General features: G+C 68.2%; 24 protein-coding genes. 14 read left to right on the forward strand and 10 right to left on the reverse strand.

Annotated elements, in window-relative coordinates; translation table 11 throughout:
• Positions 1–46 precede the first annotated feature (46 nt).
• Complete coding sequence (locus BPODLACK_RS17275) at positions 47–790, forward strand: GntR family transcriptional regulator (RefSeq protein ID WP_159405797.1); 744 nt, start codon at positions 47–49, stop codon at positions 788–790.
• 63 nt (positions 791–853) lie between these two features.
• On the opposite strand, the gene BPODLACK_RS17280 is transcribed toward BPODLACK_RS17275, so the two are convergent.
• Complete coding sequence (locus BPODLACK_RS17280; protein ID WP_159405798.1) at positions 854–2,317, reverse strand: MFS transporter; 1,464 nt, start codon at positions 2,315–2,317, stop codon at positions 854–856.
• 95 nt (positions 2,318–2,412) lie between these two features.
• Here BPODLACK_RS17280 and BPODLACK_RS17285 point away from each other — a divergent pair, with 95 nt between their 5' ends.
• Together BPODLACK_RS17285 and BPODLACK_RS17290 are read left to right on the forward strand one after the other, a co-directional pair.
• Positions 2,413–2,916 (forward strand): MarR family winged helix-turn-helix transcriptional regulator, encoded by a 504-nt coding sequence (locus tag BPODLACK_RS17285; RefSeq protein WP_024499683.1) that lies wholly within the window; start codon positions 2,413–2,415, stop codon positions 2,914–2,916.
• A complete protein-coding gene (locus tag BPODLACK_RS17290) occupies positions 2,913–3,785 on the forward strand; it encodes an SDR family oxidoreductase (RefSeq protein ID WP_024499684.1) in 873 nt (290 codons plus the stop codon). Before BPODLACK_RS17285 ends, BPODLACK_RS17290 begins: the two co-directional genes overlap by 4 nt.
• 22 nt (positions 3,786–3,807) lie before the next feature.
• Here the strand turns inward: BPODLACK_RS17290 and BPODLACK_RS17295 are convergent, their stop codons facing one another.
• Positions 3,808–5,229: an FUSC family protein gene (locus BPODLACK_RS17295; protein ID WP_159405799.1), complete on the reverse strand. Its 1,422-nt coding sequence runs from the start codon at positions 5,227–5,229 to the stop codon at positions 3,808–3,810.
• A 71-nt stretch (positions 5,230–5,300) separates the two neighbouring features.
• Here BPODLACK_RS17295 and BPODLACK_RS17300 point away from each other — a divergent pair, with 71 nt between their 5' ends.
• Entirely contained in the window at positions 5,301–5,852 is a 552-nt protein-coding gene (locus BPODLACK_RS17300; protein ID WP_024499686.1) for a MarR family winged helix-turn-helix transcriptional regulator, read from the forward strand.
• A gap of 31 nt (positions 5,853–5,883) precedes the next feature.
• Here BPODLACK_RS17300 and BPODLACK_RS17305 read toward each other — a convergent pair whose 3' ends face one another.
• Positions 5,884–6,765: a siderophore-interacting protein gene (locus BPODLACK_RS17305; RefSeq protein WP_024499687.1), complete on the reverse strand. Its 882-nt coding sequence runs from the start codon at positions 6,763–6,765 to the stop codon at positions 5,884–5,886.
• Between the two features lie 106 nt (positions 6,766–6,871).
• Here BPODLACK_RS17305 and BPODLACK_RS17310 point away from each other — a divergent pair, with 106 nt between their 5' ends.
• Both BPODLACK_RS17310 and BPODLACK_RS17315 read left to right on the forward strand, forming a co-directional pair.
• Complete coding sequence (locus BPODLACK_RS17310) at positions 6,872–7,945, forward strand: enoyl-CoA hydratase/isomerase family protein (RefSeq protein WP_024499688.1); 1,074 nt, start codon at positions 6,872–6,874, stop codon at positions 7,943–7,945.
• Between the two features lie 43 nt (positions 7,946–7,988).
• The gene (locus BPODLACK_RS17315; protein ID WP_006438037.1) at positions 7,989–8,765 is read left to right on the forward strand and encodes an enoyl-CoA hydratase; all 777 of its coding nucleotides are present in this window, start codon (positions 7,989–7,991) and stop codon (positions 8,763–8,765) included.
• A gap of 370 nt (positions 8,766–9,135) precedes the next feature.
• Here BPODLACK_RS17315 and BPODLACK_RS17320 read toward each other — a convergent pair whose 3' ends face one another.
• Positions 9,136–10,026: a LysR substrate-binding domain-containing protein gene (locus tag BPODLACK_RS17320; protein WP_159405800.1), complete on the reverse strand. Its 891-nt coding sequence runs from the start codon at positions 10,024–10,026 to the stop codon at positions 9,136–9,138.
• Positions 10,027–10,116: 90 nt separating this feature from the next.
• Here BPODLACK_RS17320 and BPODLACK_RS17325 point away from each other — a divergent pair, with 90 nt between their 5' ends.
• The 4 genes from BPODLACK_RS17325 to BPODLACK_RS17340 are packed head-to-tail and all read left to right on the forward strand — an operon-like array spanning position 10,117 to position 13,605.
• Positions 10,117–11,352 carry an acetyl-CoA C-acetyltransferase gene (locus BPODLACK_RS17325; protein WP_159405801.1) on the forward strand — a complete coding sequence of 412 codons (1,236 nt, stop codon included), beginning with the start codon at positions 10,117–10,119 and terminating at the stop codon, positions 11,350–11,352.
• Entirely contained in the window at positions 11,349–12,134 is a 786-nt protein-coding gene (gene pcaD, locus BPODLACK_RS17330) for a 3-oxoadipate enol-lactonase (protein ID WP_159405802.1), read from the forward strand. Before BPODLACK_RS17325 ends, pcaD begins: the two co-directional genes overlap by 4 nt.
• On the forward strand, positions 12,131–12,937 hold the full coding sequence (locus BPODLACK_RS17335; RefSeq protein ID WP_159405803.1) for a CoA transferase subunit A: 807 nt from the start codon (positions 12,131–12,133) through the stop codon (positions 12,935–12,937). The genes pcaD and BPODLACK_RS17335 overlap by 4 nt, the downstream gene beginning before the upstream one ends.
• Positions 12,938–12,951: 14 nt before the next feature.
• Positions 12,952–13,605, forward strand: a complete 654-nt coding sequence (locus tag BPODLACK_RS17340) for a 3-oxoacid CoA-transferase subunit B (RefSeq protein ID WP_159405804.1) — start codon at positions 12,952–12,954, stop codon at positions 13,603–13,605.
• Positions 13,606–13,617: 12 nt separating this feature from the next.
• On the opposite strand, the gene BPODLACK_RS17345 is transcribed toward BPODLACK_RS17340, so the two are convergent.
• The 4 genes from BPODLACK_RS17345 to benA all read right to left on the reverse strand — a co-directional run bounded on the left by BPODLACK_RS17345 (position 13,618) and on the right by benA (position 21,257).
• Positions 13,618–16,323: a helix-turn-helix transcriptional regulator gene (locus BPODLACK_RS17345; RefSeq protein ID WP_159405805.1), complete on the reverse strand. Its 2,706-nt coding sequence runs from the start codon at positions 16,321–16,323 to the stop codon at positions 13,618–13,620.
• A 72-nt stretch (positions 16,324–16,395) separates the two neighbouring features.
• Entirely contained in the window at positions 16,396–19,215 is a 2,820-nt protein-coding gene (gene benC / locus BPODLACK_RS17350; protein ID WP_159405806.1) for a benzoate 1,2-dioxygenase electron transfer component BenC, read from the reverse strand.
• A 61-nt stretch (positions 19,216–19,276) separates the two neighbouring features.
• Positions 19,277–19,834, reverse strand: coding sequence for a benzoate 1,2-dioxygenase small subunit (benB, locus tag BPODLACK_RS17355; protein WP_006438029.1), 558 nt, complete (start codon positions 19,832–19,834; stop codon positions 19,277–19,279).
• 31 nt (positions 19,835–19,865) lie between these two features.
• On the reverse strand, positions 19,866–21,257 hold the full coding sequence (gene benA / locus BPODLACK_RS17360; RefSeq protein WP_024499691.1) for a benzoate 1,2-dioxygenase large subunit: 1,392 nt from the start codon (positions 21,255–21,257) through the stop codon (positions 19,866–19,868).
• A gap of 226 nt (positions 21,258–21,483) precedes the next feature.
• Here benA and BPODLACK_RS17365 point away from each other — a divergent pair, with 226 nt between their 5' ends.
• The 4 genes from BPODLACK_RS17365 to catC all read left to right on the forward strand — a co-directional run bounded on the left by BPODLACK_RS17365 (position 21,484) and on the right by catC (position 24,726).
• On the forward strand, positions 21,484–22,416 hold the full coding sequence (locus BPODLACK_RS17365) for a LysR family transcriptional regulator (RefSeq protein ID WP_006438026.1): 933 nt from the start codon (positions 21,484–21,486) through the stop codon (positions 22,414–22,416).
• Positions 22,413–23,516 carry a mandelate racemase/muconate lactonizing enzyme family protein gene (locus tag BPODLACK_RS17370; protein WP_006438025.1) on the forward strand — a complete coding sequence of 368 codons (1,104 nt, stop codon included), beginning with the start codon at positions 22,413–22,415 and terminating at the stop codon, positions 23,514–23,516. Before BPODLACK_RS17365 ends, BPODLACK_RS17370 begins: the two co-directional genes overlap by 4 nt.
• 62 nt (positions 23,517–23,578) lie before the next feature.
• Positions 23,579–24,445, forward strand: a complete 867-nt coding sequence (gene catA / locus BPODLACK_RS17375) for a catechol 1,2-dioxygenase (protein WP_006438024.1) — start codon at positions 23,579–23,581, stop codon at positions 24,443–24,445.
• Complete coding sequence (catC, locus tag BPODLACK_RS17380; protein WP_159405807.1) at positions 24,445–24,726, forward strand: muconolactone Delta-isomerase; 282 nt, start codon at positions 24,445–24,447, stop codon at positions 24,724–24,726. Before catA ends, catC begins: the two co-directional genes overlap by 1 nt.
• A 74-nt stretch (positions 24,727–24,800) precedes the next feature.
• Here the strand turns inward: catC and BPODLACK_RS17385 are convergent, their stop codons facing one another.
• Both BPODLACK_RS17385 and BPODLACK_RS17390 read right to left on the reverse strand, forming a co-directional pair.
• Positions 24,801–25,676: an alpha/beta fold hydrolase gene (locus BPODLACK_RS17385; protein ID WP_159405808.1), complete on the reverse strand. Its 876-nt coding sequence runs from the start codon at positions 25,674–25,676 to the stop codon at positions 24,801–24,803.
• Between the two features lie 22 nt (positions 25,677–25,698).
• On the reverse strand, positions 25,699–26,859 hold the full coding sequence (locus BPODLACK_RS17390) for a metallophosphoesterase (RefSeq protein WP_159405809.1): 1,161 nt from the start codon (positions 26,857–26,859) through the stop codon (positions 25,699–25,701).
• Positions 26,860–26,887 lie beyond the last annotated feature (28 nt).

Raw genomic sequence — 26,887 nt, forward strand, 5'->3', positions numbered from 1 at the left:
CGGCGTCGACTCGTCAGGAGCAGCCGTACTCGAACAGGGGAGTGGGATGAGCGAGGTCGGGCAGTCCGAGCCGGCGTACAAGGTGCTGGCCGCCGAACTGCGATCGCACATCGCCCAAGGCCGCTACAAGGGGGGTGTACGGCTCCCCACCGAGTCCGAACTGTCACAGGAGTACGGCCTGAGCAGGCAGACGGTACGCCGCGCCTTTCTCGAGCTGGTCACCGAGGGCTCGGTGTATCGCGTACCCGGCCGTGGGACCTTCGCGACCGAGAACGCCGGTCAGTACCTGCGGCAACTGGGCTCGATCGACGACCTGATGAACCTCTCGACCGACACCGAGATGCAGGTCCTCGAATCACCCTCGCGCCGAGTCGATCTCGAGGCTGCCGGACGCCTGCGGCTCGACACCGACGTCGTCTACCGGATCGTGTTCCAGCGATTCCACGACGGGGTGCCGTTCGTGGTCACGACCGTGTCATGGCCGGAGTCGGTGGCTCGGCTCGTGATCGGTGCGCCCGAGGTGAAGACAGGTGCGACGAGCGAGCACACGATGATCGGTCTGCTCGAACCGCACCTGCAGTATCCGATCGAGGAATGCGCGCAATCGATCACGGCCACCACCGCCGATGCCGAGACCGCAAGGCGGCTCGGCTGTCCGGTGGGTCACGCCGTGTTGCGCGTCGACCGGCTCTACACCGATTCACGCGGGCGGGCCGTCGAACTCGCGATCAGCTACTTCCTGCCCGAGCACTACACGTACCGCGTGACGCTGCGACGTAGCGGCCTGTGAAGCAGACGCGAAGCGGCCCGGTGATCACGAGGACCACCGGGCCGCTTGGCATCTCGGGGAGGGTCAGTGACGGGCGCGTACCGGTTGCTCCTCGACGATGCCCGATGTTCTTCCCTTGGAGGGGATGAGCAGGGTGATCGCCACGCCGACGAAGGCGGCGGCGGCCGCGATCAGGAAGCACCAGGTGAACGTCGACTCGTCGGGGACCTCGGTGCCGCCCAGCGAGATGGTCGCGCTGGCCAGGATGAGGGCCATGACGGCGGAGGCGACGGTGGTGCCCAGCGAGCGCATCAGGCCGTTCAGTCCGACCGCGGCGCCGGCTTCGGTGGCCGGCACCGAACCCATGATCAGGGTCGGCATGGCGGCGTATCCGACGCCCACGCCGATGGCACAGATGATCGAGGCCAGCATCAGCTTCCACGCCGCGTCCATGAGGAAGAAGGCGAAGAGGTAGCCGCAGCCGAGGATGCCGGCGCCGATGGCGAGGGTGTACTTCGCGCCGATCTTGTTGATCAGCAGGCCCGACAGCGGTGCGAAGAACATCATCATCAGACCGCCGGGCGCCATCCACAGACCCGCAGCCAAAATCGACTGGCCCAGGCCGTAACCGGTCGCCTCGGGCAGCCGCAGCAGCATCGGCAGGATGATCGACTGCGCCATCATGCCGAAACCGATGGCGGCCGCGGCGATGTTCGTCAGCAGCACGGCCGGCCGGGCCGTCGTCCGAAGATCGACCAGGGGCTCCTTCTGGCGGAGCTCGAAGATTCCCCAGACGACGAGGACGGCGATGCCGCCGAGGCCCAGGCCGAGGGTCTTGCCCGAGGTCCAGCCCCAGTCATTGGCCTTCGACACCGCGATCAGGAAGGCCGAGAGGCCGATGGCCAAACCGACGGCACCGGGGATGTCGAGGCGGCCGCCGGCGGAGTTGTTGACCCGCGGGACGAGGAGCAGGACCGCGGCGATGATGAGCACACCGAGGCCGGTCGCGACGTAGAACAGGGCATGCCAGTCCCACGTCTCGACGATCCACGCCGACAGAGGCAGACCGATCGCACCGCCGACGCCGAGCGTCGCACTCATCGCGGCGACGGCCATCGACGTGATGTGAGGCGGGGTGATCTCGCGGATCAAGCTCATGCCCACCGGAATGAAACCCATCGCGAGGCCCTGCACGCCACGACCGATGATCAGCGGAACGAGGGAATCGCCCACTGCGCACAGCAGCGATCCGAGGGTCAGCAGGACGGCGCTGGCGAGTAGGACGCGCTGCTTGCCGAACATGTCGCCGAGGCGACCGGCGATGGGCATGGCGACCGCCGCGGCGAGCAGGGTGGCGGTGATGATCCACGACGCATTGCCGATCGAGGTTCCGAGCAGACGCGGAAGATCCGGCTGGATCGGGATGATCAAGGTCTGCATCAGTGACGCGACGAGTCCGCCGAAGCAGAGCGCCACGACGCTGCCGACGGCGCCGGCGGGGGCCTGTTCGGTTCCCTCCTGGGGTAACTGGCCTTGTGTTTCGCTCATATGCGAGACCTCCTTCGAGGTATGCAGCATACATATGTAACGTACATAGGCAAACCGGACAGTAGATTTGTCCTGGTCGATGCGATGGAGGAGCAATGTCCGAGGACCACGAGCCGTGGCAATCGCCGGTACACCGAGACCTGGTGGCCGAGTTGCTGCGTATGTCCCGGCGCAAGGGGCTGCTCCCGCCGTCGGTCGGGCTGGAGAAGTCCGCCTTCGCCATCCTGTGGGTTCTGTCCGACGGTCGGCCGCGCACGCTTCGCCAGCTGACCGAAGAACTCGAACTCGAGCAGTCGACCGTCAACCGGCAGGTCAATGCCGCGATCAAACACGGTTACCTCGAGCGTTTCGAGGTCGAGGACTCGCTCTCCAAGCTGATCCGTCCCACCGATGCGGGACGCGAGGCCTTCCGCCGGGACGGATTGCTTCGTGCCGAGCGACTCGAGCAGGTCTTCGCCGATCTCGCACCGGGCAGCCCGGAGGCGTTGCTCCACGAGTTGCGGGCGTTCAACGACGCCTATGAACGGACGCAGGACCGGCACGGCGCCGGCCAGCGTGACAGCAAGAGCGATCAGAGATTCAAGAGAGGGATGGTATGACCACTGGAGGCGGCACGTACGCGGTGACCGGGTCGGCGTCGGGGATGGGCGCGGCTGTGGCCGAATCCCTACGCGCGGAAGGGCACACGGTGATCGGCGTCGATCTGCGCGATGCCGACGTCGTCGCCGACCTGTCGACCGCGCACGGTCGGCAGAAGGCCGCCGAGGAGGTCCTCGCCAAGGCCGGCGGCACGCTCGACGGGGCGGTCCTCGCCGCCGGGATGGGGCCGAGCAAGGGGCGTGAGCGGATGATCACCGAGGTCAACGTCCTCGGCGTCACCGATCTGCTGACTGCCTGGCGCCCGGCCCTCGCTGCTGCGGACAAGGCGAAAGTGGTTGTCTTCGGCTCCAATTCGACGACCGTGACACCGCTGGTGCCGCGCGGTGCCATCCGGCGGCTCATCAACGGCGACACCGCCGGGGCGACCCGGCAGATCCTGCGACGCCGCGGCGTCACCGCGCCGGTCGCGTACGCGGCATCGAAGATCGCGGTCACCCAGTGGTCACGCTGGCAGGGCACCAAGCCGGAGTGGGCCGGGGAGGGCATCCGGATCAACGTGATCGCGCCCGGCCCGGTGATGACGCCCCTGCTGCGATCCCAGCTCGACAGCCCGCAGGCCAAGAGCGTGAAGTCCTTTCCGGTTCCGGTGCGCGAGTATGGAACCCCGGAGCAGCTCGCCGCGTGGGTGATGATCATGCTGTCGCCGGCCGCCGACTTCATGGCCGGCGCCGTCATCACCGTCGACGGCGGGACCGAGGCTCTGATGCGCACGCGGGACTGGCCGAAGCCGCTGCCGGTACGCGGGATTCCGAAGCTGGTGTGGAAGATGTACCGCGCACCCAAGGACGGGCAGGTCGCACGGTACTAGACCCGCAGTTGTCCGGGGAGCATCACGTGGTGTCGAGGTGGTGCCGGTCGTCGAGGCGGATCGTGACGGCCGCGACCACGACACCGATCATCACGCCCAGGAGGGTGTCGAACACCCGGGTCGCGCCGATGTCGGCACCCACCGGGTTGCCGATGCTGGTGACCAGCAACGCCATTGCCGTGATGGGAACCGAGGCGAGGGCGTAATTGCGGGTCACGACCATCTCGGCGGCACCCTGGCATACGACGATCACCACGACGAGCGGCCAGTATCCGAGTCCGGCGGCGATGATGATCGCCGCGAGTACCGCGCCACCGACATTGCCGACGAGGCGCTGGATGGCTCGCTGAACCGTGTGTCGATAGTTGACTCCCTGCAGCGCGGCGAGCGCACCGATCGACGCCCAAAGCGGGTGGGTGAGACCGGCCGCGGTGGCGAGCCCACCGGCCAGCAGGGACGCGGTGGTCACCCGGGCGACGTTCACTCCGATCTCCCGGTCGGACAATCCCCGGAGTGATTCGCGCAGAGTGTTCTTCGGCGCGGTTCCGGGCATGGTCACGTCGGTGCGCTCGCGCGGGGGAGTGAGGTTCGGCCGCACCTTGCGCAGTTCCGCTTCGAGGTGGGAGAAGTCCTCGCGCCGAGCGGTCAGGGAGTCGTGAGAACCGCTGTCGAGCACCGACTCCGCGGCGTCGAGGAATGAGATCAATTCGGCGACATGGGCGTCGACGCGTCGTGCCGGGGTCCGGGCGATCACCTCGCGTGCCTGCCCGATCGACGCTCGAGCCGCGGCCACCGAGCCCGGACCGTAGTGCTCGATCCCCGACACGGCGGCGAGTGCCCGGGCGACGGCCACCCGCGACGGGCCGTGCGGATGGGACAGTGCGGGCGCCATGGCCACGACCCAGCCCACGAGCCCGCCGAATGCCGCCGCGAACGTGGCCGTCACGGCGTCGGCTGCGGTGTGGGCAAATCCGGCGGCGCCGGCGGCGGCGAAGATCATGATGGCCGGGCCCGGTCCGGTGATGCGGAACGCCGCGCACAACCAGAAGGCGAGTCCGGCGCCCCCGGAGACGAGCAGGATCTGCGCCCAGATCGACACGCCCAGCACGCCCAGGAGGGCGCCCAGGGTGGTGTAGGCGACTATCAGCGACGCCACCCCGGCGAGCCTGCCCGCCATGCGCGGATACGGCTCGTAACGGAGATAGGCCGACGACAGGGTCCCCAGAGCGGCGAAGCCCGCGACCTCGGTATGGCCGACGAGTCCTCCGACGACGAGCGCGATGGCACCGGCGAGGCCGACGCGGAAGCCGATCGCGAACGTCGGGTCCGCCCGCCGGAACTCGAGCGTCGCGCGCCACGCCGACGGCGACACCGAATGGGCGAGCGCCCTCCTCGAGTGCTGCAGGCGACTGCGGCGGGTGGTGCCGCTGAAGGTGGACGGCATTCGACCACCATAATAGTTCTCAAGTAAAATATCTATAAAACAGTTGGAAATGATCGAGTACGATGTGTCACGTGCCAACTCCTTCCGCTGCATCCGGACCCGGTGACCAAGTCCTCCCGGACGCCGTCGACCGGGCCCGCACGGAGTGGGAGGCCCGGTATCCCGAGGTCGACGGCAGGCCCATCGACGTCATCGGTCGCATCACGCGGATCAGTGCCCTCGCGCTGGCGCGTTTCGAGCGCGAACTCGACCCGCGTGGGGTCACCCGCGTCGAATACGACGTCCTGAGTGCGATCGCGCGCGCCGATCACCCGTTGCGCGCCAGCGAGGTCACCTCGGTCACCGGGATCTCCGGGGCGTCGACGACGAAGAACGTGGAGCGCCTGGTCAAGATGGGTTTGGTCGAACGCGAGCGGCTCGAACGTGACGGGCGGGTGGTCCTGCTGTCACTCACCCCCGAAGGACGGGAGCTGGTGGAAGAGCAGTTCCCGCGTCGTCTCGAGTCGGAACGGCAGATGCTCGACGGCCTCGACGACGAGGAGATCGAAACCCTCATCGAGCTGTTGCGGCGGATCACCCGCAACGTGGAGCGCGGTCCCCGAACTCGGGCAGACCGGACCTGAGCAGTGCCGGTTGCGCGGTCCGGATCGTCGGTTACAGGCCGACGCGCTCGAGCGCCTCGTCGAACTCCTCGGACGCCTCTTTCTCGGTCTTGCCGTCGGCGAGCGCCTGCCGGTACACCGCGAACAGTTCGGTGCTGCGCTCGGTATAGCGTCGGGTCCAGCGTTCGCTGTCCGCTCGCCAGTAGCCGATCACGTCGTAGGAATCACGGCCCCATCGCAGCTCGCTGCGCAGATGCTTACGGACGGAACGTGACTCGGCGGCCTCGCCGGCGAACCAGCAGTACGCGGAGGTGTCAGTTGGTGCCGGAAGGTCGAGTTCGGCGACCGTCTGCGCGAGCCGGCTCGGCGTCCGTCCATTGCCGCCGACCAGCGTGATCGTCTCGACCTCCCGCTCGGGTAGGTAGGCGAGGTCGGTCGGCGCCGGCACCTCGACCACCACCGTCACGCCGACGGTCGACGAGAGTTCCTCGAGAATCCGGGCGAGGGCGGGGAGTCCGGCGAGGTCGGCGGCCAGGACGAGTCGGCTCGTACCGGCCGGTGGCGTGAACCAACTACGCGCGTGCGTCAGAACCACCTCATGACCCGGCTCGGCCCGCTGGGCCCACGTGGTCGCCGGTCCCGCGGCGTGGATGACGAAATCGACGACGACGGTGCCGGCCGTGGGGTCGGCTGCGCGGATCGAGTAGTTGCGCCCGGCCGGCGCGGGGTCGGTGTCGTAGTAGGCCCAGGTCCCGTCCCGGCACTCCATGTCCGGGGTCGAGCGGTGCGACTCGAAGGGGAAGTAGATGCCCACCGCCTCGTCGGCGACGCCGGGCAGTCCCAGGCCGGTCAGGTCATCGACGTCGAACGTCAGGCGGCGCAGGTTGGGCGTCAGGTCGTCGACCCCGCGGACGCGTGCTCTCGAGTAGCCCATGAGGCCACCCTAACCTCGTAATGGAGGGGCACCCGGGGTCTGGCCTCTGTTACTAGGATATGCAACCATCTGTGGAGGCCTGTCGGTGTGGAGAGGAGTTTCGGTCGTGTCGGAACAATCAGTGCTGGTCCCGTCTGTCCTGACGGAGGAGAACGGGTCGGCGCGGTCGCTGATCCTCAACCGTCCGAAGTCGATCAACGCGATCGACCACGAGATGGTCACCGAGATCGCGGAACGCCTCGACGCCTGGTCCGGTGACGACGCCGTCGAGGCCGTCGTTCTCTACGGTGCCGGCGAGCGCGGCCTGTGTGCGGGTGGCGACATCGTCGCGATCCATCGCGACGCCTCCGCTCTCAGCGGGAACCCGGACTCGACCGATGTCGACGCGGAGAACTCGCCGTCGGCGAAGTTCTGGTTCGACGAGTACCGGCTCAACGCCGCGATCTCCCGCTACCCGAAGAGCTACGTCGCGATCATGGACGGCATCGTCATGGGCGGCGGCGTCGGCGTCTCCGCACACGGCAACATCCGCATCGTGACCGACCGCACCCGCCTCGCCATGCCCGAGGTCGGCATCGGATTCGTCCCCGATGTCGGTGGCACACACCTGCTCTCGCGTGTTCCCGACGGGCTCGGCCTCTACGCCGGCCTCACCGCGGCTCACCTCCGCGGCGCCGACGCGCTGGCCATGGGTCTCGCCGACCACTTCGTCCCCTCGGACTCGCTGCCCGCGTTCATCGAGGCCATCGGGACCTCCGGGGTCGACGCGGCGATCGAGCAGTACGCCACCGACGCTCCCGCGTCGGAGCTCGCCGCGCAGCGTGACTGGATCGCCGAAGCCTTTGCTGCCGAAACGATCTCGGAGATCATCGACCGTTGCCGCGCAGTCGGCACCGAGGCGGCGGCCAAGACTGCCGACACCATCGCGGCCAAGAGCCCCACCGCACTCGCGGTCACGCTGCGCTCGCTGCGCGAGGCCGCGGCCGACGCGACCCTGGAGGACACATTGGTGCGCGAATACCGCGTATCCCTCCGGTGCCTCCTGCATCCCGACATGGCCGAGGGCATCCGCGCACAGGTCATCGACAAGGACCGCAACCCGAGTTGGGCAGAATTCTCGGAGGCGGGCGTCGACGCGTTCTTCGCGCCGCTGCCGCACGACCTGACGTTCCCTGCCTGACGTCACTGCCTGACCGACCACCACAACCGGAAGAAGGAATCACGTGACCGAATACCAGACCATCCTCGTCGAACGCCGCGGCCGCGTCGGCATCATCACCCTCAACCGCCCGAAGGCGCTCAACGCCCTCAACTCCGAGCTCATGAACGAAGTCGTCGGCGTCGTGAAGGAACTCGACGTCGACCAGGGCATCGGTGCCATCGTGATCACCGGCTCGGAGAAGGCCTTCGCTGCCGGCGCCGACATCAAGGAGATGTCCTCCAAGACCTACGCCGACGTCGTCAACGAGCAGTTCTTCGGCGCCTGGGACGAGCTGGCGCGTGCGCGCACCCCGATCATCGCCGCGGTCACCGGCTACGCGCTCGGCGGCGGCTGTGAGCTCGCGATGCTGTGCGACACCATCATCGCCGGCGACAACGCCGTCTTCGGTCAGCCGGAGATCAACCTCGGTGTCATCCCCGGCATCGGCGGCTCGCAGCGCCTGACCCGCGCCGTCGGCAAGGCCAAGGCGATGGACATGGTCCTGACCGGTCGTCAGATGAAGGTCGACGAGGCCGAGCGTGCGGGCCTGGTCTCGCGTGTCGTGCCCAAGGAGGACGCCCTGGCCACCGCGATCGAGGTGGCCGAGGTCATCGCCTCCAAGTCGCTCATCGCCTCCGCGCTCGCCAAGGACGCGGTCAACCGCGCCTTCGAGTCGAGCCTGGCCGAGGGTGTCCACGCAGAGCGGGTCCTGTTCTACTCGACCTTCGCCACGGACGATCAGACCGAGGGCATGGCCGCCTTCGTCGAGAAGCGGGACCCGAACTTCACGCACCGCTGATAGTTCGCGAACATCGCTGCGTCGCAACCGATCTCTCGCTCCCTGAGGTGCGAGGAGCGATAGCGACGAGCCTCGAAGGGCATGGTGAGAGATTCTCGCCAGGCCCTTCGAGACGCTCGCAAGCTCGCTCCTCAGGGAGCGGGGGTTGCGCTCGCAAGCTCGCTCCTCAGGGAGCACGGGGCGGACGCTCGCAAGCTCGCTCCTCAGGGAGCACGGGGCGGACGCTCGCAAGCTCGCTCCTCAGGGAGCACGGGGCGGACGCTCGCAAACTCGCTCCTCAGGGAGCACGGGGCGGACGCTCGCAAGCTCACTCCTCAGGGAGCGGGGGTTGCGCTGCGCTGGCTCGCTCGGCAGCGGCTAGGTGCGGCGTTCAGGAGAGGGTACGCAGCACCGCCACCGCCCGCTCGATGAGCGGGGTTCGGCGGGCCGCGGCGTATGCGGCCGTCAGGTCGACGTGGTCGATCGGTGCGGCCAGCGGTCGGTAGACGACGCCGGCCACGCCGAGAGCCGAGGTCGGCTCTGGCACGATCGCGACGCCGAGTCCGGCCGCGACCAGCGTCACGAGCGTCGACGTCTCCTCGACCTCGTGGCGCACACGCGGCACGAAGCCCGCGCGGTCCGACGCGGCGGCCAGGACCCCGGCGATCACCGACCGACCACCGCCCACATGGGAGATGAAGTCCTCGCCGCGGAGTGCGGCGAGTTCCACGAACTGCTCCTCGGGGGTGTCGGCGAGCGGATGGTCGGCGGGGAGTGCGACGATCAGCCGGTCCTTCCGGATCGATTCGACGATGAGACCGTGTGTCTCCACGGGCATGCGCAGCAACGCCAGGTCGATGTCGCCCGACGCCAGCGCGCCGATCTGTTCGGGTGCCAGCATCTCGCCGCGGACGCTCACGTCCACGTCGGGCAACTCGTCGCGCAGCGCGCGCACGAAGCGGGGCAGCAGTGAGTAGGTCGCCGACCCCACGCAGCCGATCGCCAGATTGCCCTGCCGGCCGTCGGCGATGCGCTGTGCGCGACGGGCCGCGGCATCCACGGAGTCGAGGATCGCCTCGACCTGACGCAGATAGTCCTCACCCGCGGCGGTCAGCTCGACGCGGCGCGTCGACCGGACCAGCAGGGGGACCCCGAGTTCGTCCTCGAGTTGCCGGATCTGCTGGGACAGCGGCGGCTGGGCGATGTGGAGCCGTTGGGCCGCACGGCCGAAGTGCAGTTCCTCGGCGACCGCGCGGAAGTACCGCAGGTGGCGTAGTTCCATGCACCCACTCTACCGATTGATATGTGTGAGATATCAAAACTCGACAAATGGATACTTCTCCATATCGCTGCAGGTCCTTACGCTGGTGGCATGGCATCCTCTGGCACCTCGGACACCGACATCGTGATCTGTTCGCCCCTGCGTACGCCCGTCGGCCGCATGGGCGGAGCGCTGTCCACCGTGCCGGTGACCCGATTGGCGACCGATCTGCTGCGGGAACTGACCGCGCGCACCGGGCTGGGTGAGGGAGACATCGACGACGTGATCCTCGGGCAGGGTTACGCGAGCGGGGAGTCGCCGGCGATCGGCCGGATCGCCGCTCTCGATGCCGGGCTCGGTGTCGGCGTCCCGGGCATGCAGGTCGACCGCCGGTGCGGATCGGGTCTGCAGGCCGTCCTCACCGCCGCGTCCTCGGTGGCGACCGGCGGAGCGCGACTCGTGGTCGCCGGCGGCGCCGAATCGATGTCGACGGTCGAACACTACGCACTCGGACTCCGCTCGGGGATCAAGCAGGGCGGCGTCGAGTTGATGGACCGGCTCGACCGCGGTCGTCTCACCGCCGGTGGGGAATCCCACCCCGTCCCCGGCGGGATGATCGAGACCGCCGAGAACCTCCGCGCGAAGTACGGCATCTCCCGTGCCGACCAGGACGAGTACGCCGCACGGTCGCACCACCGTGCCGTCGCCGCCCATGAGGAAGGCCGCTTCGCCGACGAACTCGTCCCGGTCGCGATTCCCGGACGCCGCGGGAAACCCGCCACGGTCGTCGACCGGGATGAGCATCCGCGCGCCGACGCCACCGCGGACTCGCTCGCGAAGCTGCGTCCCATCCGGCTCAAGGTCGACGCGGAGTCCACGGTCACCGCCGGTAATGCCTCCGGCCAGAACGACGGCGCGGCGATGTGTGTCGTGACCACGCGTGCACACGCACGACGCAGCGGTCTGGACCCCCTTCTCGCACTGCGCTCCTGGGCGGTCACCGGGTGCGCGCCGGAGACCATGGGTCTCGGTCCGGTCAGTGCGACCGCCGTCGTGCTCGCACGGGCCGGGCTGACCCTCGACGACATCGACCTGATCGAACTCAACGAGGCCTTTGCCGCGCAGGTCCTCGCCTGCCTGGACGAGTGGAAGATCGACGCGAGCGATGAACGCCTGAACCCCAACGGTTCCGGCATCTCCCTGGGGCATCCGATCGGTGCCACCGGTGCGCGAATCCTGGCCACCGCCGCCCATGAGGCGCGCCGTCGTGAGGCGCGCCACGTCCTGGAGACCATGTGCATCGGCGGCGGCCAGGGACTCGCCGCGATCTTCGAGGCGACCCGATGAGCGGGCGCGAGACCGGCGCGGTCGAGGTGCACGCCGTCGTCACCGGTCGCGAGGACGGCCCCGCGGTGATCCTGTCGAACTCGCTGGGTTCGACGCACCGGATGTGGGACGCGCAGCTGGCCGCACTCGAGGACCGCTTCCGCGTCGTCCGGTACGACACCCGCGGGCACGGCGAATCCCCGGTTCCCCAGGGGCCGTACACGATCGACGATCTGGCCGACGACGTGATCGCCCTCCTCGATCGATTCGAGATAACGCAGGCACATCTCGTCGGCCTCTCGCTCGGCGGAATGACCATGATGCGGGTCGCCGCACGCAATCCCGAACGGGTACGGCGTCTCGCCGTCCTCTGCACCGGCGCGCAACTCCCCCCGGCCCAGGCCTGGCTCGACCGGGCCGCGACGGTCCGGGCACAAGGCACCGGGGCAGTTGCCGAAGCCGTCGTGCAGCGCTGGTTCACCGAGGAGTACCGGAGCACATACGAGGCGTCGAGGAAGTATCACGAGGACATGGTGGCCGCGACCCCGGCCGAGGGGTACGCCGCGTGCTGCGAGGTGATCGCGGCCATGGATCTGCGGGACGACCTGCCGTCCATCGTCGCGCCGACGCTCGCCATCGCCGGCGCCGACGACCCGGCCACCCCACCGGCGAAACTCGAGGAGATCGCCGACAACGTGCAGCAGGGCCGTCTGCTCGTGGTGCCGGACTCGGCGCACCTGGCCAACGCTCAGCAGCCCGACATCATCAACCCCGCACTGATCGAACACCTGGAGCAGCCATGACCATCGACGAGACCGCCGCCACCGGTGCGGTGAGCAAACTGGCCGCGTCGCCGGCGGATGCGGTCGCCGACATCCCCGACGGCGCGAGCCTCGCAGTCGGCGGTTTCGGCCTGGCCGGCATCCCCGGGTTCCTGATCGACGCCCTCCTCGAGCAGGGTGCGAAGAACCTGACGATCGTCTCCAACAACTGCGGTGTCGACGGCGCCGGCCTCGGTCTGCTGCTCGAGGCCCGCCGGATCGACAAGGTGATCGCCTCCTACATCGGCGAGAACAAGGAATTCGGCCGCCAGTTCCTCGCGGGCGAGGTCACCGTGGAACTCACCCCGCAGGGCACTCTGGCCGAGCGCATGCGCGCCGGCGGCAGCGGAATCGGGGCGTTCTTCACCCCGACCGGCGTGGGCACCCTCGTCGCGGAGGGTGGTCTGCCGTGGCGGTACAACCCCGACGGTTCGGTGGCCGAAGCGTCCCCGCCCAAGGAGGTCCGCACCTTCAACGGGGTGGACATGGTCCTCGAAGAAGCCATCGTCACCGACTACGCCCTGATCCGCGCGGCGGTCGTCGACACCGCCGGAAACTGCCGATTCCACGCGGCCGCACGCAACTTCAACCCGCCCGCGGCGATGTCGGGGCGGATCACCATCGTCGAGGCGGAACGGGTCGTCGACGTCGGCGAGCTCGGTCCCGACGAGATCCATCTGCCTGGGATCTTCGTGAAGCGGATCGTCGAGCTGACCCCCGAGCAGGCCGCTCGCAAGGGCATCGAGAAGCGCACCGTCCGCGAGCGTCCCGTCGCGGCGCACTGAGCCAGGAGATTCAGATGACTTGGACCCGTACCGAGATGGCCGCCCGCGCGGCCCGGGAACTGACCCGCGGTGACTACGTCAACCTGGGGATCGGTCTGCCGACGATGATCCCCGACCAGCTGCCGGACGACTCGGGGATCTACCTGCACGCCGAGAACGGCATCCTCGGCGTCGGCCCTTTCCCGTACGACGACGAGGTCGATCCCGACCTGATCAACGCGGGCAAGCAGACCGTGTCGGTGTTGCCGGGGGCGTCGTACTTCGACTCAGCGACCAGTTTCGCGATGATCCGCGGCGGCCACGTGGACGTCGCCGTCCTCGGCGGCATGCAGGTCGCGATGAACGGCGACCTCGCGAACTGGATGGTTCCCGGCGCACTCGTCAAGGGGATCGGCGGTGCCATGGACCTGGTCAACGGGGCGGGCAGGGTCATCGTCCTGATGGAGCATGTCACCAAGGCGGGTGAGCCGAAGCTCCTCGAGGCGTGTTCGTTACCGCTCACCGGTCGCGGCGTGGTGAGCCGGGTGATCACCGATCACGGTGTGTTCGACGTCGCGGGAACAGGTTTCGAGGTCGTGGAGTTCGCTCCCGGTGTCGATCTCGAGATCGTCGAGGCCAAGACCGGAGCGCCGGTCACCGATCGCACCGCGGTGCACGCCGCGGTCTGAGCCGGCGGCCACTCAACGGCGCGAGGCCGCCAGCTCCGACCGCGACCGCAGGCCGAGTTTCGCGTAGATCCGGGTCAGGTGGTACTGCACGGTCTTGGGCGAGATGAACAGCTCCGCCGCCACCTCGCGGTTGGACAGCCCGCGCGCCACCAGTGCGGTGACGGCCTCCTCCTGCGGGGTGAGTTCGCCGGCGTCTCTCGGCGAGCCCCGGTTCTCGGTTCGCGACCCGGCCAGTCCGCCTGCCTTGAGTTCACGGTCGCAACGGTCGACGTAATTGGTCGCCCCGAGCGATAGGTACAGGTCTCGCGCGGTACCGATGACGGCATCGGCGGCGCGGCGCTTACCCGCGCGTCGCAGTGTCTGTCCGTAGGCGAAGTTCACCCGTGCCTGGTCGTAACGCAACCCCAGTCCGTCGAGGAGTTCGAGTCCTTCCTCGAACGCCCTCCTTGCCCCGTGGATGTCTCCGGTGGCACCGAGGTGGCGGCCCCGCGCGTACTTCATCCGGGCGGCCGACGACCGGTGGCCGCGTTCGGCGGAACGGGCTTCGTAGGTGCGCAGCAACCGGTCGGCCTCGTCGAACTGGCCCTCGAGAACCTGCGCGTTGGCCAGGACGTCGACCCACGGCCACAGCCCGGGCTCGGCGAGGGCGGGGACGGATTCGGCCATCGTCACCAGCGGTGTGAGAATTCGACGCACCTTGCCGTAATCGGCTGCGGCCTCGGCGAGTTGCGCCCGCGCCAGTAATTCCGGTATCCGCATGATCTCGTAGTCGCCGATCGACGTGGCCGATGCGGCGATGCTGCGATGCGCCTCCTCCCAGTCGCCGCGAAGCGAATGAATCTGCGTCGCAGTCCAGTTCAGCAGCGGTGTGGTGAGTGCGATTCCACTGCTACGGGCGAGCGCCCGGCCGGCCTCGACGCTGCGCATCGCATCGGCCCAGTCCCCGGTGAGGAACTGCACGCGCGCCAGCCAGGCCAGCGCCCACAACGAGATCCGCGTCGAACCGCCCAGCTGCGCCATCGAGACCGCAGCCTCGAGATTCGTACGCGCGGCATCGATCTCGTCGAGTCCGAGCTGCAGCCAGCCGCGACCCATGACGGCTCGCTGTGCCTGCGCGCCGTAGCGGATGGTCGCCGAGACCGACTCGTACTCGGCGCGTGCGGCCTCCGGCTGACCCGACCACGCCAGGCCGAGACCACGGATGACGGCCGCCTCGACCCGTGCCGCCGAACGGCCCCCGGCCATCTCCATCGCACGATCTGCCCAGGCGACGAGCTCGGAACCCTGGCAGCGCACCAGGTTGTGCAGCACGTGGCGTTGCGCGATGAGGGCCGCGACGTCGGGTTCTCGTTCGACGTTGACGATTCCCCAGGCACGGTCGAGGCGGAGCTGTGCCTCCGCAGAACGCCCGCGCAGGATCGCCAGGTAGGCGAGGGTCGCGTTGCGCAGCGGCGTCTCCCGTAGGCTCTCGACGGTCGGGACCAGTGCGCCGGCGCCCGTGCAATCACCCGCGGCCAGAAGCGAATCCACCGCGAGTGTCACCCGTGTGTCGCGTTCGAGCGGGTCGGGGGTCAGCCGACCGGACTGGCGGTAGAGGCCAGCCGCCTCGGCCCACGCCCCGTCGGCGCCGCGGGCGCGCGCGAGTTCGGCGAGGTCGTCGGCGAGTGCGGCATCGGCGGTCGGCGTCGCGGCAACTCGATGGTGGAGTCGTCGGGCGGGGTCGGCGACGATCTGCGCGGCACGACGATGGGCCTCGCCGACCGCTCCCATCCCGAGGACCTCGAGCACTGCCGCACGGACGAGGGGCGTGACGATCCGAGGTCGGGCCTCGGCCGGTGTCAGCGCCCCGTCACAGGTGACGAGTCCGGTGCGTCGCGCCTCGTCGATGGCGTCCAAGGGGTCGGTGATCTCGGCGAGTTCCACTGCGGTGGAGAGCGGTTCGGCGTCGTCGAGGATGGCGAGCGCCTCGATGAGCGAGCGCGCGGGTACGCCGGTGTCGGGCAACCGGTCGCGGACCTGCGCGACGACGTATCGGGGGGCCGGTAGCTGGGCGCCGCTGCGCGACCACGTACCGGCGGGCACCTCGTCGAGGAGAGCGACGATGTCGCGCGGGTTGCCCGCGGTGTGACGGGTCAACTCCTCCCGCATCGCGGGGTGCAGCACGATGCCCCGCCGGCCCGCGATCTCGGCGGTGCCCTGTGGGTCGATGCCCTCGAGCCGCAGTTCGTCGAGGGGTTGCCCCACCAGACGCGCCCCGGGCCGGGATGTCGTGGCGACGACGAGGACCCGGCAGGCGCGATGGTCGCGGGTGAGCGTGAGCAATGCCTGTAGTGACATCTCGTCCGCGAGATCGGCGTCGTCGATGGCGATGAGCGACGGGGTGTCGGCGGCCGGGCCGAGTGCGGCGAGCAGGCCGCCGACCAGTGTTTCGACATCGGTTGTGCCGGCGGGTGAGTGATCCTGCAGCAGTTGCCGGACCAGGGCACCCGGCGTCGACGCCTGCCACGGTGACACGCGCGCCCACAGGGTCGCCCCGGTGTCGTCGGTACCGTGCGACTCGGCGCGATGCCGCGCGACCAGATGGGTGAGCAGGGTCGACTTCCCGCTCCCGGGGTCACCGGAGACGGCGAGGAACTCCGCGCCCGTCGCGTGCCGCAGCCGCGACCACAGCGCATCGACCTCACGGTCCCGCCCGACGCACACGGCAGTGACCATCATCGCTCCATACTAGGACCCAGGTCACAGACCCCGGGTCGTACAGACTCGCCCGCGTCTTCCCGACGTGGGTGGTCAGCCCTGGTCGCCGCCGGCGACCGGCAGGACGCTGCCCGTGATGTAGGCCGCCTCGTCCGAGGCGAGGAAGCAGATCGCCGCGGCCTGTTCGTCGAGCGTCCCGTACCGGTTCAGCAGCGACGAGGACAACGTCTGATCGATGTGGGCCCGGAACCACCCGGCCTCCACCTCGTTGCGGGGTTCGGGGGTACCGCGGGAGATCCGACGCGGTGGGGCCTCCGTCCCACCCGGGGCGGTCGCGACCACGCGGATGCCGTACTCGGCGTACTCCATGGCAAGCGAGGCGGTCATCGCGTTGACAGCGCCCTTGGCCGCCGAGTACGGGATGCGGTGGATGCCACGCGTCGCCGCGGAGGAGACGTTGACGATCACCCCGCCGCCGCGTTCGACCATCGACGGCAGCACCGCGCGGCACGCGTAGAGCGTCGTCAGCAGTGAGCGGTCGATCTCGGCCCGGATCTGTTCGTGGGTGAACTCGGTGAACGGTTTGAAGTTGATCGCCCCGCCGACATTGTTGATGAGCACGTCCACCCGGCCGTAGGTTTCGAGAGCGCGCCGGATCACCGATTCGGCACCGTCGTAGGTCTCGAGGTCGGCGATCGCCGCCACCGCACCGGGACCGGCGGTCTCGAGGTCTCGGGCGACCTCCTCCACCAGATCTGAACGATCGGCGAGGACGACCCGACCGCCTTCCGCACTGATCCGTCGTGCCGTCTGCTCGCCGATCCCCTGTGCGGCACCGGTGATCACGACGACCTTGTTCGCGAAGCGTCCCGGGGTGATGAAACGCGGCCGGCGCGAGGCCATCTCGTCGGCCATCGCCCGGCGCATGGTCTGCTTGGACCGGTCGGCGTGTGCCGAAATGAGCGCGCGGGCGGCATCGTGGTCGCCGGACTCGAACGCCGAGACGATGTCGAGGTGGTCCTGTGCGCACAGCGGGTGGCACCAGGTCGCGTTGCGCAGCACCTCGGTCATGCGGCCCTTCACGCCGAGGGCCTTGTAGGCCTCGAGGAGATGGTCGTTGCCGGTCTGGCTGAACAGGTAGTCGTGGAAGGCCGCGTTCGTCTCGGTGTACTGCGCGGCGTCGACGAAGCGGTCGCCGTCCACGTAGGGGACCGTGGCCTCGGCGAGCAGCCGATAGCCGGTGAGCTGCTGATGGGTCATCCGGCCGAAGGTGAGCTCCAGAGCGCCGAGTTCGAGCGCGGCGCGTGCCTCGAAAAGTGCGTCGGACTCGTGGATCTCGGGGTGTTCCTCGCCGATCTGATAACCCTGTGAGCCGACGACGGTGGGCAGCGGCGGTGCCTCGACGGAGTCGGGTTCGGTTGTGCTGGGCGCACTCTCGTGGAGTTGCGAGATGCCGTCGGGCGCGAAGAGTTCCTGCCCGGCGATCGACCGTGCGGTCCCGGCGGGACGCAGCGTACCCGCGTCGACGTCGAGTCCGGCATCGCCGGTCCGTCCGTCCCACATCCGTTGCCCACCGATGCGGGCCAGCGAGTCATCCTCGCGCGGTGCGGGTCTCGAGCCGGACCAGGTGTCGAGACCGGTCGGCGGGAAGGCGATCCGGCCGGCGATGGCGCGGGCGTCGGCGACCTCGAGGATGGGGTCGTCACCGTCCCGACCGACCGGGGTCGGGGCAGCAGGAGCAGCGGCCTCGTCGCTGATCGCCTCGGTTTCGGTGACGCTGCCCGCCTCCGGTTCGGGCTCGACCGCCGGCATCGCCGTGCGATCACGGTCAGTCGCCGGCTTCGCGGCGAGCGCGAACTTCTCGTAGTAGAAGCCGGTGGGTTCGATCCCGACCTCTGCCACGTGCTTGCGCACGGCCTCGACCATGGGCGGCGGACCGCAGAGGTAGATGGCGACGTCGCCGTCGTAGAGGTGTTCGGGCCGGATCAGGCTCATCACATAGCCCTTGTTCGCCGCGGTGCCGGCCGGATCGGACACGCAGTGGTCCCAGGTGAAGCCCGGCAGCTTGTCGGCGAAGTACTCGATCTCGTCGGTGGCGACCAGGTCGGTGTCGCTGGACACGCCGTAGATCAGGTGGACCTTGCGAAGGCTCTTGTCGGCGTGCATCTTCCGCAACATCGACAGGATCGGTGCCAGCCCGGTGCCACCGGCGAGCAGCAGTACCGGACGGGTGGCCTCCCGCAGGAAGAACGACCCGTGCGGACCGGTGAAGGAGATTTCCTCGCCGCGTGTCGCACGGTCGGTGAGATAGGTCGACATCGCGCCGCCGGGGGTGAGCTTGATCAGGAAGATCAGCCGGTCCTCGTGAGGGCCGTTGGCGAACGAGTACGAGCGGCTAACCGGTTCACCGTCGCCACGATCGCTGCCGGGGATCTCGATGTTCACATACTGGCCCGGCAGGAACGCCAGCTCGCCGCGGTTCTCGATGCGGATCTCCAGGCGCATCGTCGAGTCGGAGAGCCGGTCGAGCCCGGCGATCGTCCCGGTGAACCTCGCCGCCTGGGTCTTCGCCACATCCGACGTGGACGCGATCTGCAGCACGAGGTCGGATTTCGGCTTCATACAGCAGGGGAGTGCATAGCCCTCCGACGACTCGGCGTCGGACACCGCGTCCTCGATGTAGATGCCACCGTCGTAATCTCCGGACTCGCAGAACGCCTTACACGTTCCGCATGCACCGTCGCGGCAGTCCAGAGGGATGTTGATGCGCTGCCGGTACGACGCGTCGGCGACGGTCTGGTCCTCGCGGCAGGTGATGAAGCGCGTGACCCCGTCCTCGAAGGACAGCGCCACCTGGTGGCTGGTGGCGGTGCCGGCGCCAATGCCGGTGTCCGCGTCGGTGGTGACAGTCATGGAGAGGTTCCTCGAAGTGGGGTCGGGTCAGAAGTGGGCTCGGGTCAGAATTGAGCTCGGGTCAGAAGTGGTACACGTCCACCACGTGGTGGATGTAGTCGTTCTTCAGCACGATCGTCTTGCGCCGGATGAGCGGCTGTTCCCCGGAGAAGTCGATCGTGTAGAACGAGGTCCCGTAGTACGGATCGACGGCGTTGTACCGGAAATACATCGTGTGCCAGTTGAACCGGACGTCCACGAGTTCGCCGCGCCGCTCGATGACCTCGACGTTGGAGATGTTGTGACTGGTCCGCGGTTCGGGTAGCGACGTCGCCGACGAGCGTTCGGTCCGGATCCGGAAGACCCGGTCCTCCAGGCCGCCCTTGTTGGCGTAGTAGATCAGCGAGATCTCTCGTTGCGGGTCCTCGGTGAGCCGGTCGGCGTCGTCCCACGACGGCATCCAGTAGACGACGTCGTCGGCATAGCAGTCGAGCCATTTCTCGAACTCGCGGTCGTCGAGGTAACGCGCCTCGCGATAGAGGAACTGTTCGATCATGTTCTGGGTGATCAGTTTTCCGCCGTCCGCCCGGCTGCTCGCGGGTGTGCCGGTGGCGCCGGATGTGGTCTCTGAGGTGGTCATCGTGTGTTCCCCGTAATCGCTTGTGGCCGGTTCACCGTCGGCCGTTGGTCTGGGCGGCTGCTGCCTCTTCGGCGGCGACTGCGGCGCGCATGGTCTCGAGCCAGTAGCCGTGCTGGACGGGGTAGAGACCCTCGTCCTCGTTCTTCACGCCGGCCGAGATGACGCCGGTCATGCCGAGTGAATCGGCGACCTCGTCGGGACCCGTCAGCCAGTGCTGCGCGCCGCGACTCATGTCGTTCCACGGTGCCGCCTGGGCCCGGAAGGTGAGCTGGCAGCTGCGGAACTCCTCGAGGTCGTCCGGCGTCGCCATCCCGGATGCGTTGAAGAAGTCCTCGTACTGGCGGATGCGGTGCGCGCGTGCGGTATCGCTCTCACCCTTGGGGGCGATGCAGTAGATGGTCACCTCGGTCTTGTCCGGGGCGATCGGCCGGAAGTGGCGGATCTGCGTCGAGAACTGGTCCATGAGATAGACATTCGGATACAGGCAGAGGTTGCGCGAACCCTTCACCATGAACTCGCCCTTGGCGTCGCCGTGGGTCTTCTTCAGGTCGTCCATCTTGTCCCACAGCGGGCGATCCTGCGGATTGGCCGCCCAGGTCCAGAGGCACAGGTGGCCGTTGGGGTACGACCAGTAGCCGCCCCCGGACTTGCCCCAGCCGCCGGCGTCGAGCGCCTTGGTGTCGTTCTTGGACTCGCCGGTGCCGCGGCGGGAAGTGGTTGCGGCATAGTTCCAGTGGGTCGCGGTGACGTGGTAGCCGTCGGCACCGTTCTCGGCCTGGACCTTCCAGTTGCCGTCGTAGGTGTAGGTCGACGCACCGCGAAGCACCTCGAGGCCGTCGGGCGACTGGTCGACGAGCATGTCGATGACTAGACGCGTGTCGCCGAGATGATCGTCGAGCGAGGCCACGTCGTCGTTGAGGCTGCCGAACAGGAATCCGCGGTAGGAGTCGAAACGTGCGACCTTGGTCAGGTTGTGGGAACCGTCGACGTCGAACGTGTCCGGGTATCCGGCGCCCTCGGGATCCTTGACCTTGAGCAGGGTGCCGTCGTTGCGGAACGTCCACCCGTGGAACGGGCACGTGAGCGTCATCCGGTTGTCGGTCTTGCGGCGGCAGATCATCGCGCCGCGGTGGGCGCAGGCGTTGATCAGGCAGTGCAGCTCACCGCTCTTGTCCCGGGTGATCACGACCGGCTGCCGTCCGATGTAGGTGGTGAAGTAGTCACCGGGGTTCGCCACCTGGCTCTCGTGGGCGAGGTAGATCCAGTTGCCCTCGAAAATGTGCTTCATCTCCAGTTCGAAGATGTCCTCGTCGGTGAATATCCGCCGGTTGGCCCGGTAGATGCCGGCCTCGCGGTCGTCGACGACCGCGTCGCCGAGAACCGAGTTCACGTGGTGCAGATGTTCCGTTACGGACGCGGTCATGTCGTGTTCCTCCAGATGTGGGCTGTATGTGCACTGTGGCACCACGTGGTGCCGATCACACTGGGGTAATGACCAGTCCTGACCTAGGCCCAGATTGATAAACAAAAGACATCAATAAATGGAAAACGGGTCATTGTCTGTATCTAAGCGAGGTCCTACCGTGGAGACGTGTTCCCGGTCACAGCACCGGGGCCGACATCCACCGAGATCGAGATAAGGCCAGGTCATGGAGCTACGGCACTTGCGCTACTTCGCCGCAGTGGCCGACACCTGTCACTTCGGTCAGGCCGCTGCGTCGCTGCACGTCGCGCAGCCGGCCCTCTCCTACGCCATCCGTCAGCTCGAGAACGAACTCGACGTCACGCTTTTCACCAGGACCACCCGCCAGGTGGCGCTGACCCCGGCCGGGGCCTACCTGAAGGGTCAGGCGGAGCGAATCCTCGCGGGCGTGGACGATGCGGTCGACGGCGTGCGTCGGATCGCTGCCGGGCGGAGCGGTCTGGTTCGGGTGGGACTGACCGGTATCGCCGCGTTCTCGCATCTGCCACGGATCGCGCGGGTGGTCAAGCGTGAGCTGCCGGACGTCGACCTGCACATCCAGTCGGACATGCTCACCCCGAGCCAGTGCGACGCATTACGCGCCGGCGCACTCGACCTCGGCGTCCTGCGACCGCCGGCGGTCGGCGAGGGCATCGAGACACGGGTCATCGACGTCGAGCCGATGGTGCTCGCCGTGTCGATCGACCACCGCCTGGCGGTCGAGCCGGTCGTCTCGGTCACCGACCTGCGCAACGAACCCTTCGTGATGTACGACAGCCGCGACTCCGCCGTCAACGACGCGGCGATGAGGACCTGCCGCGCAGCCGGTTTCGTGCCCCATCGCGCCCATGAGGCGCCGGGAACCGCGGTACTCCTCGCTCTCGTCGCGGCCGGTCTGGGTGTCTCGGTGCTGCCGGCGTCCGTGCGCTCGCTGCCGCTCGACGGACTCGTCGTCCGGGACCTGGTCGACGCCGACACCGTCGAGGTCGCACTGGCCTGGCGCGCCGGCAACAACGACCCCGTCACGGCCGCGGTGGCCGACGTCATCGCCGCCGCCTTCGCCGTCGAACCAACCCAAGCCGGCGCTCACGCGAGCGCTCGATACGGAGATGAACCATGAAGATCACTCGGGTGGAAGCGATTCCATTCGCGATTCCCTACGTGAAGCCGCTGAAGTTCGCGTCGGGCGAGGTGCAGGTCGCCAATCACGTGCTCGTGCGCGTGCACACCGACGTCGGTGTCATCGGGGTGGCCGAGGCCCCACCACGCCCGTTCACCTACGGTGAGACGCAGGACGGCATCATCGCCGTGATCAACACGATCTTCGCGCCGGCAGTCGTCGGTCTCACCTTGCTCGAACGTGAGGTCGTGGCGGCGCGCCTGGCCAAGACGATCGGCAACCCGGCCGCCAAATCCGCAGTGGACATGGCGATCTGGGATGCCTTGGGAAAGATCCAGGGACTTCCCGTCGGCGACATGCTCGGTGGCTTCACCGACCGTATGCGGGTCAGCCATATGCTCGGTTTCGCCGAACCGGCGGCGATGGTCGCCGAGGCCGAGAAGATGGTCGACACGTACGGCATCCGGACCTTCAAGGTGAAGGTCGGCCGCCATCCGGTGACCCTCGACACGGCGGTCGTGCGCGCCTTGCGGGAGCGGTTCGGCGACGAGATCGAACTGTATGTCGACGGCAACCGCGGCTGGACCGCCGCCGAGTCGGCGCGGGCGATGAAGGAGATGGCCGATCTCGATCTGCTGTTCGCCGAAGAGCTCTGCGACGCAGCGGATGTGCTCGGTCGCCGATGGCTCGTCGAGCGTCTCGACGTACCGTTCATCGCCGACGAGTCGGTGCCCACTCCCGCCGACGTGACCCGGGAGATCCTCGGTCGTTCGGCCACCGCGATCAGCATCAAGACCGCCCGAACCGGCTTCACCACCTCACGCCGGACACATCACCTCGCCGAGGGACTCGGCGTCCCGGTGGTCATGGGCAATCAGATCGACGGCCAGGTCGGCACCGCCTGTGCGCTCGCCTTCGGCAGTGCCTTCGAACTGACGTCGCGGTACGCGGGCGAACTGTCGAACTTCCTCGACATGAGCGACGACCTGCTCGCCGAACCGCTCCAGATCCGCGACGGCCATCTGCATCGGTCGACCGCACCCGGCATCGGCTTCGAGATCGATCCGGCCAAACTCGACCGCTACCGCACCGACAACTGAAAGAGCTTTCCCACAAAGCGTTTCGTGGCAGCCCCACGAGCAGTGAGTACAAGGAGAAGATCATGACCACCACCGAGCACCCGAACGAGGTCGCGACCGCAGCAGCCTCCGGAGCCTCCGCAACCGAACGGTTCCACGCCGACAAGTCGCCCTTCGAGGCCGTCAGGGACACCCCGCCGGAGCGCGTGGCCACGCTGATCAACGAGGTACTCGCCGCCGTGCACGCGACGATCCGCGAGCACAAGGTCACCTACGACGAGTACAACGCCCTCAAGGCGTGGCTCATCAATGTCGGTGAGGACGGCGAGTGGCCGCTGTTCCTCGACGTCTGGGTCGAGCACGTCGTCGAGGATGTCGCCACCGAGCACCGCGAGGGCAACAAGGGCAGCATCGAGGGCCCGTACTACGTGCCGAATGCGCCGGACCAGGGCTCCACGGGCTCGGTGCCGATGCGCGAAGACGAGAAGGGCGATCCGCTGCTGTGGAACGGCCAGGTCCGTTCGTGCGACGGCACCCCGCTCGCCGGGGCCAAGGTCGAGCTGTGGCACGCCGACGACGACGGCTTCTACTCCCAGTTCGCGCCCGGCATCCCGGAATGGAATCTGCGGGCCACCTTCACCACCGACGACGAGGGTCGCTTCGAGATCACCACGATCCGCCCGGCGCCGTACATGATCCCGACCGACGGTTCATGCGGGAAGATGATCGCCGCCGCCGGCTGGCACCCGTGGCGTCCCGCGCACCTGCACCTCAAGGTGTCGGCGCCCGGTCACGAGCAGCTGACCGCGCAGCTCTACTTCCCCGGTGACCCGCACAACGACGACGACGTCGCCAGCGCGGTCAAGCCCGAACTCGTGCTCGACCCGAAGGAAGACGGCAAGGGTGGCTTCACCGTGGCCTACGACTTCGTGCTCGATCCGGAGAAGTGATGCTGTTCCACGTCCGTATGGATGTCAAGATCCCCGACGACCTCGACCCGGACGTCCGGGCCGACACGGTCGCCCGGGAGAAGGCGTACTCGCAGGATCTCCAGCGATCCGGCAAATGGCCCCACATCTGGCGGATCGTCGGCGAATACTCCAACTACTCGATCTTCGACGTCAACTCCAACGATGAGCTGCACACGCTGTTGTCGGGTCTGCCGCTGTTCCCGTACATGGACATCAAGGTGACGCCGCTGGCGACGCATCCGTCGGACATCAACAGCTGACGCACACGCGCCACATGCCCCGCCGACCGCACCGTGTCGCCGGGGCATGTCGCGTTCCGGTCCGGGTACGGTCCTCACTCGGCGATCAACGCGGAAAGCATTGCGTCCCAGTGTCTCAGCGGGAGCAGATGACCTTCACCCGGGAAGACGGTGAGATCGGCGTCGGGTAGGTGGCGGGCCAGCCATTCGCCGTTCGGCAGGGGCGTCATCGTGTCGTCGGCGCCGTACCACAGACACACCGACGCCGAGACGTCGGCGAGCCGGAAATCCCACGGACCGACGAATGCGACGTTGTCCCATGCGATGGCACCCGGACCCCTTTTCATCGCTTCGGAAAAGGACTCGAAGAGCGTCTGTCTTGCCGAGGGGTCCGCGATGACCGCGGCGTCGCTGGTGCCCCACATCCAGTCGATCCAGGGCGCTGTCGGGTCGGTCCGAACGGACATCATCGCATCGAGCATGTCCCGGTTGCCCGCGAGGAAGACCTCGGCCGCCCGAGCTGGATCTGCCGGCAGGTGCGAAAGTGCCAGCCGGTCGTTGTCGGTCAGCAGCTCACGCGCCCCGGGCACGTCGAGCGCGGGTCCGGGGCCGCCGGACACACCGACGCAGGTCACCCGGTCGGGCATCAGTGCTGCGGCGGCAAGCGCGAAGGGCCCACCGCCCGACCATCCGAAGACGGCGAACCGGTCCAGTCCGAGGTGGTCGGCCAGGGCCTCGGCATCGCGGGCGACCGGCGTGAGACCGATCGGCGCAGGGTCCGACCCGCCGTACCCGGGGCGATCGAAACTCACCACCCGGATCCCGGCGCGCTGGGCGATCTGATCGCCGAAGGCGGCCTCGAGGCGGGATCCCGGAGTGCCGTGAAAGTGTACGACGGTAGGTCCGGACGACTCTCCGGCTTCCCGAACCGCTATCAGTCGTCCCCCGATGTCCAACCTGAACTCCGTCATCGTGTGGAGCCTACGTGGAACGTCACGACTTCGTCCGTAGCGTCAGCACCGTGATCTCCGGCGGGGCGAGCACGCGGACAGGCGGCCCCCAAGCGCCGGCTCCCTGGGTCGTGTAGATGACGGTCTCGCCGACCGTGTCCAGACCGGTGACCGTGGGTTGTTGAGCCGGGACCAGGTAGCGGACCGGCCACAGCTGCCCGCCGTGGGTGTGCCCGGAGAACTGCAGATCGACTCCGAGACCGGAGGCCTCCACGGCCTGATTGGGCTGGTGTGCCAGAAGGAGCACGAAGTCATCGGGAGACGAGCCCGCCAGGGCGGCAGGGAGATCGGGCTCATAGGGTTCGGGAGCGGTGGCGTCGTGGACGCCGGCGAGCTGGATGGTCTGGCCGTCGACCGTCAGCGGTACCCGCGCGTTCCGAAGCGTGCGCACGCCGAGTTCCTCCCACACATCCAGCCAGCGTCCGCCGTCGTCGGAGTAGTACTCGTGGTTTCCGCTGACGCCGTACACGCCGAGCTGGGCTCGTAGTCCGGCAATGGGCTCGAGGGTGTCGCGGACGTGGGGGATCGTGCCGTCGGTGAGGTCACCGACCAGTACCACCAGATCAGGGTTCTGCGCGTTGACCTGGTCGACGACGCCGCGGGTGAAGTCGGCGTCGCGCGCCGGGCCGACGTGCAGGTCGGAGACGACCGCCACCCGCAGGCCGTCGAACCGTGCGGGCAGGTTCGCGAGCGTGGCGTCGACGTCGATCACCTGCGGCCGGGACGCCTCGACGACCCCGTACCCGGTGACCCCGACGGCGGCGGCGACCACCGCGGCGGTCGCGATCCGCATCCGGCGCAACCGGCGCGCGGCCGACTGCGGGGTGTCCGGTGCGCCCGCGAGACGGCGTCGCGCCCAACGGATGACGCGCGCCCCGAACGAGAGCAGGCCGATGATCGTCAGGCCGAGGAACAGGTAGAAGAAGGTGGCGAGCCAGATCAGTCCGATCGTGCCGATGGGACGCGCCCACGACGGATCCAGTGATCGTCCGCTCTCGAACCCGACGAGCGCCAGCGCCCACAGCACCACCAGCGCACCATCGGCGACGATCGACCAGGGCCGGGCAAGTGCGGTCGCGCGGACGATCCGGCGGTGTAACCAGAAGGTGAGCAGGCCGAACAAGACCGCGGGGATGAGCGCCACCGGACCATTCTGCCGATCGGTATCCTCG

The organism is Gordonia sp. YY1 (genome assembly GCF_009872315.1).
GTDB classification, from domain to species: Bacteria; Actinomycetota; Actinomycetes; order Mycobacteriales; family Mycobacteriaceae; genus Gordonia; species Gordonia amicalis.

What these genes read in the sequence shown, in the direction of transcription:
- benA (WP_024499691.1), bottom strand. Translation starts at nt 21,257, where the DNA reads ATGACCGCGTCCGTAACGGAACATCTGCACCACGTGAACTCGGTTCTC.
- catA (WP_006438024.1), top strand. Translation starts at nt 23,579, where the DNA reads ATGACCACCACCGAGCACCCGAACGAGGTCGCGACCGCAGCAGCCTCC.
- BPODLACK_RS17320 (WP_159405800.1), bottom strand. Translation starts at nt 10,026, where the DNA reads ATGGAACTACGCCACCTGCGGTACTTCCGCGCGGTCGCCGAGGAACTG.
- BPODLACK_RS17345 (WP_159405805.1), bottom strand. Translation starts at nt 16,323, where the DNA reads ATGATGGTCACTGCCGTGTGCGTCGGGCGGGACCGTGAGGTCGATGCG.
- pcaD (WP_159405802.1), top strand. Translation starts at nt 11,349, where the DNA reads ATGAGCGGGCGCGAGACCGGCGCGGTCGAGGTGCACGCCGTCGTCACC.
- BPODLACK_RS17325 (WP_159405801.1), top strand. Translation starts at nt 10,117, where the DNA reads ATGGCATCCTCTGGCACCTCGGACACCGACATCGTGATCTGTTCGCCC.
- catC (WP_159405807.1), top strand. Translation starts at nt 24,445, where the DNA reads ATGCTGTTCCACGTCCGTATGGATGTCAAGATCCCCGACGACCTCGAC.
- BPODLACK_RS17335 (WP_159405803.1), top strand. Translation starts at nt 12,131, where the DNA reads ATGACCATCGACGAGACCGCCGCCACCGGTGCGGTGAGCAAACTGGCC.
- benB (WP_006438029.1), bottom strand. Translation starts at nt 19,834, where the DNA reads ATGACCACCTCAGAGACCACATCCGGCGCCACCGGCACACCCGCGAGC.
- BPODLACK_RS17385 (WP_159405808.1), bottom strand. Translation starts at nt 25,676, where the DNA reads ATGACGGAGTTCAGGTTGGACATCGGGGGACGACTGATAGCGGTTCGG.
- BPODLACK_RS17370 (WP_006438025.1), top strand. Translation starts at nt 22,413, where the DNA reads ATGAAGATCACTCGGGTGGAAGCGATTCCATTCGCGATTCCCTACGTG.
- BPODLACK_RS17275 (WP_159405797.1), top strand. Translation starts at nt 47, where the DNA reads ATGAGCGAGGTCGGGCAGTCCGAGCCGGCGTACAAGGTGCTGGCCGCC.
- BPODLACK_RS17280 (WP_159405798.1), bottom strand. Translation starts at nt 2,317, where the DNA reads ATGAGCGAAACACAAGGCCAGTTACCCCAGGAGGGAACCGAACAGGCC.
- BPODLACK_RS17290 (WP_024499684.1), top strand. Translation starts at nt 2,913, where the DNA reads ATGACCACTGGAGGCGGCACGTACGCGGTGACCGGGTCGGCGTCGGGG.
- BPODLACK_RS17285 (WP_024499683.1), top strand. Translation starts at nt 2,413, where the DNA reads ATGTCCGAGGACCACGAGCCGTGGCAATCGCCGGTACACCGAGACCTG.
- BPODLACK_RS17295 (WP_159405799.1), bottom strand. Translation starts at nt 5,229, where the DNA reads ATGCCGTCCACCTTCAGCGGCACCACCCGCCGCAGTCGCCTGCAGCAC.
- BPODLACK_RS17365 (WP_006438026.1), top strand. Translation starts at nt 21,484, where the DNA reads ATGGAGCTACGGCACTTGCGCTACTTCGCCGCAGTGGCCGACACCTGT.
- BPODLACK_RS17305 (WP_024499687.1), bottom strand. Translation starts at nt 6,765, where the DNA reads ATGGGCTACTCGAGAGCACGCGTCCGCGGGGTCGACGACCTGACGCCC.
- benC (WP_159405806.1), bottom strand. Translation starts at nt 19,215, where the DNA reads ATGACTGTCACCACCGACGCGGACACCGGCATTGGCGCCGGCACCGCC.
- BPODLACK_RS17340 (WP_159405804.1), top strand. Translation starts at nt 12,952, where the DNA reads ATGACTTGGACCCGTACCGAGATGGCCGCCCGCGCGGCCCGGGAACTG.